The sequence below is a fragment of the Leptospira neocaledonica genome, assembly GCF_002812205.1.
Taxonomy (GTDB): domain Bacteria; phylum Spirochaetota; class Leptospiria; order Leptospirales; family Leptospiraceae; genus Leptospira_B; species Leptospira_B neocaledonica.
The window spans coordinates 59,415-69,287 of record NZ_NPEA01000001.1; the positions used below are offsets into that span (position 1 = coordinate 59,415).

15 protein-coding genes are annotated in these 9,873 nt (G+C 42.1%); 1 reads left to right on the top strand and 14 read right to left on the bottom strand.

All coding sequences use genetic code 11. From position 1 onward, the window contains the following. Positions 1–2: 2 nt before the first annotated feature. The 3 genes from CH365_RS00275 to CH365_RS00285 form a co-directional block, all read right to left on the bottom strand. Positions 3–896 (bottom strand): general secretion pathway protein GspC, encoded by an 894-nt coding sequence (locus tag CH365_RS00275; RefSeq protein WP_100766616.1) that lies wholly within the window; start codon positions 894–896, stop codon positions 3–5. Positions 897–981: 85 nt separating this feature from the next. Then, positions 982–1,995 carry a M23 family metallopeptidase gene (locus tag CH365_RS00280; RefSeq protein ID WP_425268526.1) on the bottom strand — a complete coding sequence of 338 codons (1,014 nt, stop codon included), beginning with the start codon at positions 1,993–1,995 and terminating at the stop codon, positions 982–984. Next, complete coding sequence (locus CH365_RS00285; RefSeq protein WP_100766618.1) at positions 1,964–2,338, bottom strand: type II secretion system-associated lipoprotein; 375 nt, start codon at positions 2,336–2,338, stop codon at positions 1,964–1,966. The genes CH365_RS00280 and CH365_RS00285 overlap by 32 nt, the downstream gene beginning before the upstream one ends. A gap of 81 nt (positions 2,339–2,419) precedes the next feature. Here CH365_RS00285 and CH365_RS00290 point away from each other — a divergent pair, with 81 nt between their 5' ends. Continuing rightward, on the top strand, positions 2,420–3,955 hold the full coding sequence (locus tag CH365_RS00290; RefSeq protein WP_100766619.1) for a YifB family Mg chelatase-like AAA ATPase: 1,536 nt from the start codon (positions 2,420–2,422) through the stop codon (positions 3,953–3,955). A 30-nt stretch (positions 3,956–3,985) separates the two neighbouring features. Here CH365_RS00290 and CH365_RS00295 read toward each other — a convergent pair whose 3' ends face one another. From CH365_RS00295 to rpsP, 11 genes are all read right to left on the bottom strand, one after another. Further along, a complete protein-coding gene (locus CH365_RS00295) occupies positions 3,986–4,183 on the bottom strand; it encodes a hypothetical protein (RefSeq protein WP_008590301.1) in 198 nt (65 codons plus the stop codon). 94 nt (positions 4,184–4,277) lie between these two features. Then, positions 4,278–4,637, bottom strand: a complete 360-nt coding sequence (locus tag CH365_RS00300) for a YraN family protein (RefSeq protein ID WP_100766620.1) — start codon at positions 4,635–4,637, stop codon at positions 4,278–4,280. Positions 4,638–4,708: 71 nt separating this feature from the next. Next, positions 4,709–5,893 carry an HD-GYP domain-containing protein gene (locus tag CH365_RS00305; RefSeq protein ID WP_100766621.1) on the bottom strand — a complete coding sequence of 395 codons (1,185 nt, stop codon included), beginning with the start codon at positions 5,891–5,893 and terminating at the stop codon, positions 4,709–4,711. Then, on the bottom strand, positions 5,890–6,168 hold the full coding sequence (locus CH365_RS00310) for an EscU/YscU/HrcU family type III secretion system export apparatus switch protein (RefSeq protein WP_208653427.1): 279 nt from the start codon (positions 6,166–6,168) through the stop codon (positions 5,890–5,892). The genes CH365_RS00305 and CH365_RS00310 overlap by 4 nt, the downstream gene beginning before the upstream one ends. Next, a complete protein-coding gene (locus tag CH365_RS00315; protein ID WP_100766622.1) occupies positions 6,156–6,962 on the bottom strand; it encodes a hypothetical protein in 807 nt (268 codons plus the stop codon). Before CH365_RS00315 ends, CH365_RS00310 begins: the two co-directional genes overlap by 13 nt. Continuing rightward, positions 6,931–7,623 (bottom strand): ribonuclease HII, encoded by a 693-nt coding sequence (locus CH365_RS00320; protein ID WP_100766623.1) that lies wholly within the window; start codon positions 7,621–7,623, stop codon positions 6,931–6,933. Before CH365_RS00320 ends, CH365_RS00315 begins: the two co-directional genes overlap by 32 nt. A 75-nt stretch (positions 7,624–7,698) precedes the next feature. Continuing rightward, a complete protein-coding gene (rplS, locus tag CH365_RS00325) occupies positions 7,699–8,130 on the bottom strand; it encodes a 50S ribosomal protein L19 (protein WP_100766624.1) in 432 nt (143 codons plus the stop codon). After that, a complete protein-coding gene (trmD, locus tag CH365_RS00330) occupies positions 8,127–8,795 on the bottom strand; it encodes a tRNA (guanosine(37)-N1)-methyltransferase TrmD (protein ID WP_100766625.1) in 669 nt (222 codons plus the stop codon). Before trmD ends, rplS begins: the two co-directional genes overlap by 4 nt. Further along, entirely contained in the window at positions 8,785–9,303 is a 519-nt protein-coding gene (rimM, locus tag CH365_RS00335) for a ribosome maturation factor RimM (RefSeq protein WP_100766626.1), read from the bottom strand. The genes trmD and rimM overlap by 11 nt, the downstream gene beginning before the upstream one ends. Then, the gene (locus tag CH365_RS00340; protein ID WP_008591501.1) at positions 9,296–9,526 is read right to left on the bottom strand and encodes a KH domain-containing protein; all 231 of its coding nucleotides are present in this window, start codon (positions 9,524–9,526) and stop codon (positions 9,296–9,298) included. Before CH365_RS00340 ends, rimM begins: the two co-directional genes overlap by 8 nt. Next, a complete protein-coding gene (gene rpsP / locus CH365_RS00345) occupies positions 9,526–9,792 on the bottom strand; it encodes a 30S ribosomal protein S16 (RefSeq protein WP_100766627.1) in 267 nt (88 codons plus the stop codon). The genes CH365_RS00340 and rpsP overlap by 1 nt, the downstream gene beginning before the upstream one ends. Positions 9,793–9,873: the final 81 nt, after the last annotated feature.

Below are 9,873 nucleotides of genomic sequence, written 5' to 3' on the forward strand. Positions count from 1 at the left end.
CTTTAATTCCGGATGATGAATTCATAGGACAATATCTTGCCCATTCTCTCTACGTCTACGGATACTTTATCGGCCGTTTTCAAGGAATTCCATATCTCCATCATTTTCACCGTATCGTTTAAGGGCATTCCGTTTACCCGCCGCACCACATCTCCGGTTCTAGCTCCCAGAGAATAAAAAATATGATCGCTGCCTATGCTGTAAATTTTGTAACCTGCGATCGTGTTATTTTCCAAATAAGGACCGAATTTTCCCTTATAAAGTTCAGCTACGTTCGCTAATTTTCTATTCACATCCTGTCTGGACAGAATTTTACGGACCGTATCCGCTGCAGGCGGTCCGCTAGGAGAATCTGCTTGGGCTCCCAATTTGGCCCTGGCTTCTCCAGGTGTTTGGCCTATCTCCACTTTGAGAGACTGCCCCCCTTTTTCCAATACTACATGGTTGAGAAGAATGGACTTTACCTTGTATCCGCCCACTGCATCTCCCATTGCGAATTCTTCCGCGCTTTGTTTCCCTTTTTCTAAAATAGTTACTCTGGCAAAACTCCAGTGACCGCTTAAGGTTCCGGTAACTCTCATTTCTTCGCCTTCTCCGGTATCCGGAGGTGCTCCAGGGGAACCGTCTACTCCGGCGGGAGTTTCACCAGGAGGAGGAGCCAAACTTCCCCTAAATAATGAACCGGTTACCATTTCCTTGGACATTTCGACCGTGATAGAATTTTCGGCCACGGGTCTTCGTGGGGCCGCAGTGGAGGAACCTGTTTGCACATTCGGGGTCAGAAAAAGTAGAAGGATCCCTCTACAAAGATATGCCAAAGAGAAGGAAAAAAATATCACGACAGGGATCAGAACATAGAATGTATGTTTTCTGAATTCGATAAAAATTGCGTTCATTGCGCCCTTCGGATATTTTTTAAGGAATCATTCTAAAAAAGCCGGATCCCAAAATATTGGTCCCGGCTTTTGGAAAGATGATCGCTTAAAGTTTTGCTACCTTGCCTGGGTCCAGGTTAGTAACAATTTTTAAGGTCTTCCTAAGAGCCACCTCAGGGTTGATCCTTTTTCCGTTATAGAACACCTCGAAATGGAGATGGGAACCTGTGGCGGAGCCTGTACGACCTACGGCACCTATGACCGTGCCTGCTCTCACTTTCGTTCCCTCTTCCACTGTAATTTTAGCGCAATGCGCATACATGGTTCTATAACCATTTGGATGGTCTATGATAACTGAGTTCCCGTAACCGCCATTGACTCCGGCAAAACTTACCACACCATCTGCGGAAGCGAGTATTGGTGCTCCTTGAGGGCCAGCCATATCTATCCCAGTATGGTAACCGCCTCCACCTGTGTGGAATGGATCTTTTCTTTTACCGTATCTGGAAGAGAATCTAGCGCCTAAAACAGGAGTGATGAATACTCTTTTATATTCTATCTTTTGGCGGGAAGCATTTCCCACTTTTACTGGAACACTTAAGCTCTGTCCTACTTTTAGAACGGAACCTTTGTTTAAACCGTTTGCTTCTGAAATTTTAGCGGCAGTGGTTTTTAATGATTTGGCAATCCTGAATAAAGTATCCTTAGGTTTTACGATATAAGATTTTATAATAAAGCCGCTCTGGCTAACTATCTTGGAGGAAACAATAGGATTGATACTAATGAAAGAAGGGAGTTCCAAATTGGACTTATCTTTATGATAACTAAGAGAAGAATATTTGTCTTCTTCCCATTCTTCCGGAGATTGGGAGAATAATTGTTTGATTTTACGTTCTTCCTTGTCCGTAAAGAAAGAAGAGTCCTTATTCGCGTAATCATTGATCGCGTTTTCGTAATTTTTAAGCGGATCGGCCGATAAAGCAGAAGCCACCATGGCGGATATAATGGGAAGGCAAAGAATCGTCCGTTTCACATATTTAATATCGGCTGCGTCGGGATGCCTTCTTGAACCTAGTGGGGAACGACGGCTACTTTTTCTTTTTATATTCCGTGAGCTCATTTGCAACGATCTTATCCAAATCCTCTATACTGATGGTCTTTTTCTCTAAATCTTCGTTTACCTGATAGGCGATCAGCCTGCCGATTGCATGTTCCCTTTTTTGGTCCGCAGGGAAACATTTCACTTTAATCAGGGAAGGAGTCGATTCGATGTAGATTCGGACCAACATTCCCTTCTTAAAAGTTTCGGTCATGGAGACTTTTGTGTCTTTTTTAAGGCTGTATATCTTATCTTGGTAATGCTCGTTGATCTCGAATAACTTCTCTTTTTTAATCAATCTGGCTCCGCACTGTATAGTAAATAGAGCCAATAAAAAAGCGAAGAATCGCACCATTTCATGCATAACTTACTGAAGGTCCGGATGTGATAAACTAGTTTTTAGAAAAAAAGCGCGAGGCCTGAATTTTTCCGCACCTGTCCCGGTATGGAGACATGTAAACTGACCAAATTTTTTGGGGCTTCTCTGGAGGGAATACATCCATTTCCGGTATCTGTAGAGATCAATATCAAAAGGGGCATTCCAAGGTTCCAGATCACAGGACTTCCGAGCCCTTCTATAAAGGAATCCTCAGATAGAATCAGGATCGCGATAGAAAACAGCGGATTTGAATATTCTCTGCAGAACATTTTGGTCCATCTTGCTCCTGCTGGCAGAAAAAAAGAAGGGACATACTTAGATCTTCCCATTGCCGCAGGGATTTTATATTTAACGGGTCAGATAATTCCTTCTGAAAAACTAGAACAGTTTCTTTTCCTAGGCGAGCTGGGACTGGATGGATCCATAAAACCTTTGAAAGGAATTCTTCCTATTCTTTCAGGTTTGGAAAATACCGGTTTTACTGCTGCGGTTGTTCCTTTTGGAAATAGGAAAGAAGCTTCTATTCTAGACAAATTTCCGATCTACGCAATTTCTCATCTAAAAGATTTAGTTTCCTTGGCAAAGGGTGAGATCAAGTCCGAGCCAAGAGGAAATATAAGGATCAGATCCGAAGTTCTACCTTGGAAATCCGAATTTCATAAAAGCCAATTGCCCGCAATACGAGCGGTGCAGATTGCAAGTGCCGGTTTTCATCATTGTTTACTATCCGGTCCGCCAGGTGCCGGAAAAACAATGCTCGCGAAATTGGCACATGGATTTCTTCCCGAGATACGAGAGAAAGAAGGAATCGAATTATTAGGAATTCGGTCCTTACAAGAAATATTATCCGATACGGAAGTAGAAAGGCCTTTTAGAAGTCCTCATCATACTGCTTCCGATATTTCATTAGTTGGTGGATCCATCGGCTTAAGAATGGGAGAAGTTTCTCTAGCAGGGAATGGAATCTTATTCTTAGATGAACTTTCGGAATTTCATTCTAAAAATTTACAAGCCTTAAGAGAACCAATGGAAGAAGGGAAAATTACAATTTCCCGGATCAGCGGTTCTATGACCTACCCTGCTTCTTTTTTGTTTATTGGAGCCACCAACCCTTGTCCTTGCGGATATTACCAAACTTTAATAAAAGAATGTAACTGCAGTGTTTCAAATATCCGGAATTACCAGTCCTCCTTTAGCGGACCATTTTTGGATCGGATCGAAATATTTTATCATCTGGGCCTTTCAGGAAATTTAGATGGGGAGAAGGTTTCGATAAATCTAAAATCTATTCGAGATTCCATCCAATCCGCCTCGGAAATACAATACAGAAGATTATTCAGAGAAACGGGTAAATTATACAACGGAAGATTACGAGGAGAAGAAGTGGAAAGAATGATTCCACTTTCCAAGGAATGTGAATCTTATTTTTGGAAGGCTAACAATTTACAAAAGTTCAGCATTCGTAAGGTGGCCCATTTTAGGAAAGTAGCAAGGACGATTGCGGATCTCGAAGGTTCGGAGGAAGTGCTTTTGAGGAATTTGGAGGAGGCCCTTGTTTTCCTGAATTCCGGATGGTCTCCGGAAAACAGGGCCGTAACCTAATTTGTTCTTTCGACGGTTTTATTTTTGTGGTTACTTTGACAGGAAATGCGAGAGTTCCATAGCGATCTTATCGATTGCGAAATCAATGTAGTTTTCGTCCTCGATCTTCTTCTTATAGTCCTCGAATTTCCGCTTTTTGATCGGAACTCCTCGTTTTCTCAGAATCACTGGGTCTGGTCCGAACGGGTCGGACCCGGCCAAGTTGCCGAGAATTTGGATGCTTTTCATAGTTACTTCCTTGTAACGATTTAAGGTCCTCATCCTTGAGAACCCGCAGACAATTCGAAAATCGACTCGTTTTTGAAATCGCTTAACGATTGTTTTAGAAGAGATGAAGATAATATTTCAGTTCCCTTTTTTCGGTAACTAAGGCCAGCGAGAAAGAGACAAAATGATCTCTAAACGAAACGTTTCTGCTCAAATAATATGCTGCCGCCGTTTTCATTCTTCGGATCTTTGCCTGACTGAATATTTCCAAGGGGTGAATAGGGGAAGTTTTAGCCCAGTACTTCACTTCCGTAAAATACAGGACGTTTTCTTTCTCGCTAATTATGTCGATTTCTCCCTTTTGGATCCGGAAGTTTCTTTCTAAAATTTTATGACCTTGCTTGAGAAGAAGTCCAGCGGCAAGGTTTTCTCCTTCTTTTCCTTTCTGTACTTTTCTTTTGGAGCGAGGTCCCATACCAGAAACCTGTTTCGGAAAAGAAGAATGGAGAACACTTTTTGGGTTTAGAAGTATAGATCCAAAAAAAATTAAGAGGTTACAGTTGCTTCCTGAAGATCGAGAGCCTTGACAATAAATAGATGATTCTCTTTTACCAAATCCACTAAGACCAAGTTACGAACGAAAGTTCCATATTCGTCCTTTATAATACGAATAGAAGGCCTTAAAGGTTTATCTGCATTCGCAGCAAGAACGATCCCTACTCGTTTGTCTGAAAGTTCCACGCAAGAACCCACGGGGTATAAGGAGACTTGGTTCAAAAATGTGCGCACAATTTTCAGATCAAACTTACCCACATCCATACTGATCATGGATTTGATTGCTTCGTGAGGAAGTACTCTTTGTCTATGAGGTCTGTTAGTGATAAGAGCGGAAAAATTATCCGCAATTGCATAGATCCTCGCATTCTCCTCTATCGCAGTTGCTGCGATCTTTTGAGGATACCCTTTTCCATCAAAACGTTCATGGTGTTGTAGAGCCACAACCGCCAAACTATTCTTAATTTTGATCCTCTGGGTAAGTACCTGGTAGCCTATGATCGTATGTTTTAGAATGGATTTGTATTCTTCGTCGGTGAGTTGGTCCGTTTTTTCGGAAATGGTTGCGGGGACCTTTGTCATTCCTACATCCGCTACCAGACAAGAGATCGCAAGATCCACCATTTTAGGACGAGAGAAATCCAGAAGTTTTCCAATGATAAGAGCATAGAATGTGGAAGTAGTGATCTGATTATATAGATAATACCCCGGATTATTCATTCCAAGGATTAAATACGAAAGATTATTATGTGTCCTTACAAAGTCAGCTAACGCTTCTCCTTGTTCTCTTACTGGACCGAAATCGAATATCTTATCATCCGCAACTTTTCTATAAACGTCTTGTACTAATGCGAAAGTGTTTTTAAATAGATTGGAAAATTGTACCTTAATACGGTTCAGATTATCGTAGATTCCTTTTAAAGGAAGAAGGTCCTCGTCTACGATCGTGCTGATGATAAAATCCTCTAATTGGGTTTCCAATCTTTCAGGATCTACATCGATTACTAGGATATCCCCATGGGTTAATACCTCGGTGATCCCGAATCTTTTCAAACGTTCCAAGTCCGAATCAGTGATCGGAGTATTAGAAGTGATGAACAGATTTTCTTTGTCCAGATAAACGGGCTTTGTAAATCTCATACCCGGCTTCAATTCGGACACGTTCAATTTTTTCATTTTTCAAATTCCCTTGTTGCTTCCGCTTTTTGGCTGAGTACGAAAGCAAAAACACCCGCAACCGCTCTGTATAAATTTTCCGGGATCTCTTGCCCTACCGGTATCGGAGAAAGAGCCTCGGCCAAAGGCGCATCCTCCACTATCGGAACTCCGTGTCTTTTAGCCACACCCTTGATCTTTTCACCTAAAAGTCCTTCTCCCTTTGCTAGGATTTTAGGGCCTTTATTCTCGTCCGGTGTAAACTTTAGGGCGATTCCGAATTTCACGCAGTCCATTCCCTTCTCTGTAAAGAGGGCTTATATTGTATCCTGAGTTCCTGGAATCTAACTCCCGATTCTTCCAAGAACTGCATAAATTTTTTACGATTCCGACCTATATGCAAGTACAATTTAGAACTAGTATAAATAGCGGTTAGAACAAGGTCCGATGCATCTTCTTTTTTCCAATGGAATCTGTACAAACTCGGGCCGTCTTCCTTGGTCTCCATAAAGAGCACAAATATTCGACCCGGATCGGTTCCACCCAAATATGCTTCCGCATTTCCATCCTCCCATTCCCACTCGAAATAGGGAGTCTCCGCTTTCCATTCGAAATGAGGAAAATAGCTCTTCAAAAATGCCAGAATACTATCTTCGGAGATGGGACCTTCTTCTTTATGTAGTACCTTCTCCAAAACTCCTGTGAGTCCTTTTTCCAAAGGAGAAAAAATTTTAGAATCATCCGTTTCTAACGTTAGTTTCCTTTCCTGTATTTTCCATTCGGAACCGCTACCGGATAAGGTTCGAGATAAAAGTAATTGTTCTCCTGTGAGAAGACTTGTTTTAGTTTCCGCTTCTAATGTTTCTCCTTTCCAGAGAAGTTTTGCCTTTCCGTCCTTCGTACCTTCTTTCACCCAAACCCTGAAAAATGGAGCTTCTTTGGATTCACCTTCGAATAATTCTGGATTTTGAAGTTTAGTAGAAGAACTGACTAAGAAAGAAATTTGATGGGATTCTGGGACCTTATCCGTTTTTCGGACCTGAGGATTTTGGTTTTTATCAATCGGGTTGGGAGGAGGAATGGGAAGCATGGAATTTTTTAGTGAAAGACCTTCTGTGGATTCTTGCTAGTCCCAGATCCCGGATTGCTTGTTCATGTGCCGCACTTCCATATCCTTTATGCCCTTCGAATCCATAACCCGGAAACTTAGAAGCAATCGCTTTCATAAAACGATCACGTTTTACTTTTGCGATGATGGATGCGGCCGCGATACTTGCGATCCTGGAATCCCCTTTTTTATAATAGTAAGACTGGCGTTTTACCTCTTCCGATTCCTTGTATTTTGAAAAATTATAATTTCCGTCTATTAAGAGCAGAAGTTTTCTTCCGGTACTTTCTATCGGAGCTTCGGAGCCCTTTCTATAACATTTCAGTATACCTTCTAATACTGCTCTATTGATCCCGTAACGATCTATATAGGTGTGGGATAAGAATGCGTGAGCGGTTTTGTGGGCAGTTTCTTGGATCTCTTGAAATAAAGATTCTCGTTTGGACTCTGTGAGTTTTTTAGAATCGTTCAGTCCTTTTAAGATCTGTCCCAAATAAATCTTTTCCAGGACCTCGGGTGTGAATAAAACCATTGCCACAGATAATGGGCCCGCATATGGACCCCGTCCCGCTTCATCTATTCCGCAAGGAAGATGATCTGGAAAAAATTTCAATTCTTCCGGTTCGAAATTTGCGAGAGGCATTGGTTTTAAGGGAAGGTAAAAAGGAGGAGAAGAAGAGATTGCGGCAGAGAATTCCGCCGCAACTAAAGAAGATTCTTATTCCGCAGCAGCGGTTTCAGCAGGAGCAGCAGCTTTTGCTTCTTCAGCGGTTTGGCGCTTTCTGTCTTCTGCTACTAAGATTTTTCCGCCTTTCAACTCGCGAATACGAGCAGATTTTCCAGAACGTTCTCTTAAGAAGAACAGTTTAGAACGACGAACCTTACCTTTACGTACTAGTTCAATTTTAGCGATACGAGGAGAATAAAGTGGGAATACTCTCTCAACACCTACATCGTAAGAGATCCTACGAACAGTGAAAGATTTTCCGTTTCCGCCGTTGGAGATGGAGATCACCACTCCTTCGTATACCTGGACCCTTTCTTTGCCGGATTCTTGGATTTTATAATGGACCTTTACAGTATCCCCAACATTGAAATTAAGGGTACGATTCGCTTCTGTAGGAAGTCCGCCTTTTAAAAGTTCTTTCATAAATTCCTCGTAATATCAGGGTCGACTTTCTTTCGATTGGCATTGCGCCAAGATTCTATCGCCGCGTGGTTTCCGCCCAAGAGAATTTCTGGAACCTTCCAACCATTGTATTCGGAAGGTTTCGTATATTGTGGATATTCTAAAACATCCCTTTCGTTATGAGATTCTTCTTCCAGGCTCTCTCGGTCGCCTAAAAAGCCGGGCAAAAGCCTGGACACAGCATCTGTAATACAGAGGCTAGCCAAATCTCCGGCTGAAATTACATAATTTCCAAGGGACAGTTCTATGTCAACAAGATGCTCTGTTACCCTGTGATCCACTCCTTCATAATATCCTGATATAAGAGTGATTGGTTTTTCGAGCTTGGAAAGTTTTTCTGCAACGTTCTGATCGAATGGTATTCCGGAAGGAGTGGTAAGAATTACGACCCCTTTATCTTCTCCCAATGATTTTAAGGCCAGGTCGATTGGCTCTACTTTTAAGAGCATTCCCGGACCTCCTCCATAAGGTGTGTCGTCTACCTTTAGATGTTTATTATTGGAGAAGTCCCGCAGATGTACGATGTTTACGGAGAACACTCCCTTTTGGATTGCCTTCTCCTGCAGTCCTTCGGAAAAGTATGCTTGGACTTTAGCGGGGAATAAGGTAATAAAATTAAATTTCATTCCAATCCTCAGGACTTTTTAGAACGATCTTACCTTCTTCTAAGATTATATTTCCTACATGTTTTTCCACATAAGGAACTAAGACCTCGGAATCTTGCGTCTCAAAGACTAAGATAGAATGTGCCGGATTTTCTAGAATGTCCACTAATTCCCATCCGAGTTCCTTTCCGTCTTCGGCAATTGCTTTCAGACCTTTTAACTCGAATAGATAATATTCTTCGTTTTTGGATTTGGGAAAATGAGAACGATCGATATACAGTTTTCCACCAGTTAAGGAAGAAGCTTCTTCCGGAGAATTGATACCTTCTAATTGTAAAAGTATCTTTCCTGCTTGTAGGGTTGCTTTCAGGATCTTTACAGGTATTGGTTCCCTGGAGGAATATTCTAGGGTAGCTTGGATTGGAAATTTGAGCCCCGGAACGGAACTATCCTCTGCAACCAGTCGGACTAAACCCTTCAGTCCGAAGGGTTTTCCTAAATGTCCGGTTAGGATACGAGTCTCAGTCAATAATTTCTAAGGAGAAATTTTTTCCGGCTTTGATGGAGGCTGCGGTTAAGATCGCTCTTAAGGACTTAGCGATCCTACCATTCTTGCCGATCACTTTTCCCACATCCTTCGGGGAAACCCGGAGTTCTAGGACGGTTTGTTCGTCGCCCTCGATTTCCTTTACGGAAATCTCCTCCGGATGATCTACTAGAGAAGTAACGATATAGCGGATCAGCTCTTCCATTACTTCTTCAGAGATTGTTTATATTCCGCCCAGATCCCCTCGTGTTTAATGAGGTTCAGAACGGTTCCGGTAGGTTGAGCACCTTTGCTGAGCCAGCCTAAAATTTTCTCTTTATCCAGGACTGTTTGGCTTTTCACCTCTGCTGGGTGATAGTGTCCAAGAATATCGATAAATTTACCGTCTCTAGGAGAATGGCTATCTGCAGCCACTACTCGGTAGTGAGGGTTGTTTTTGGCTCCGGTTCTTTGTAGTCTGATCTTAACCAAAGTAAAATTCCTTCGAATAAATAAGGATGGGCTTACTGCATGAGTTTGCCCTAATACGCCATAATTTCGCGGAAAGCGGGA

What these genes read in the sequence shown, in the direction of transcription:
- rplS (WP_100766624.1), bottom strand. Translation starts at nt 8,130, where the DNA reads ATGAAAGAACTTTTAAAAGGCGGACTTCCTACAGAAGCGAATCGTACC.
- CH365_RS00305 (WP_100766621.1), bottom strand. Translation starts at nt 5,893, where the DNA reads ATGAAAAAATTGAACGTGTCCGAATTGAAGCCGGGTATGAGATTTACA.
- CH365_RS00315 (WP_100766622.1), bottom strand. Translation starts at nt 6,962, where the DNA reads ATGCTTCCCATTCCTCCTCCCAACCCGATTGATAAAAACCAAAATCCT.
- CH365_RS00285 (WP_100766618.1), bottom strand. Translation starts at nt 2,338, where the DNA reads ATGCATGAAATGGTGCGATTCTTCGCTTTTTTATTGGCTCTATTTACT.
- CH365_RS00340 (WP_008591501.1), bottom strand. Translation starts at nt 9,526, where the DNA reads ATGGAAGAGCTGATCCGCTATATCGTTACTTCTCTAGTAGATCATCCG.
- CH365_RS00275 (WP_100766616.1), bottom strand. Translation starts at nt 896, where the DNA reads ATGAACGCAATTTTTATCGAATTCAGAAAACATACATTCTATGTTCTG.
- CH365_RS00295 (WP_008590301.1), bottom strand. Translation starts at nt 4,183, where the DNA reads ATGAAAAGCATCCAAATTCTCGGCAACTTGGCCGGGTCCGACCCGTTC.
- CH365_RS00310 (WP_208653427.1), bottom strand. Translation starts at nt 6,168, where the DNA reads ATGGACTGCGTGAAATTCGGAATCGCCCTAAAGTTTACACCGGACGAG.
- trmD (WP_100766625.1), bottom strand. Translation starts at nt 8,795, where the DNA reads ATGAAATTTAATTTTATTACCTTATTCCCCGCTAAAGTCCAAGCATAC.
- CH365_RS00320 (WP_100766623.1), bottom strand. Translation starts at nt 7,623, where the DNA reads ATGCCTCTCGCAAATTTCGAACCGGAAGAATTGAAATTTTTTCCAGAT.
- CH365_RS00280 (WP_425268526.1), bottom strand. Translation starts at nt 1,995, where the DNA reads ATGAGCTCACGGAATATAAAAAGAAAAAGTAGCCGTCGTTCCCCACTA.
- CH365_RS00290 (WP_100766619.1), top strand. Translation starts at nt 2,420, where the DNA reads ATGGAGACATGTAAACTGACCAAATTTTTTGGGGCTTCTCTGGAGGGA.
- CH365_RS00300 (WP_100766620.1), bottom strand. Translation starts at nt 4,637, where the DNA reads ATGGGACCTCGCTCCAAAAGAAAAGTACAGAAAGGAAAAGAAGGAGAA.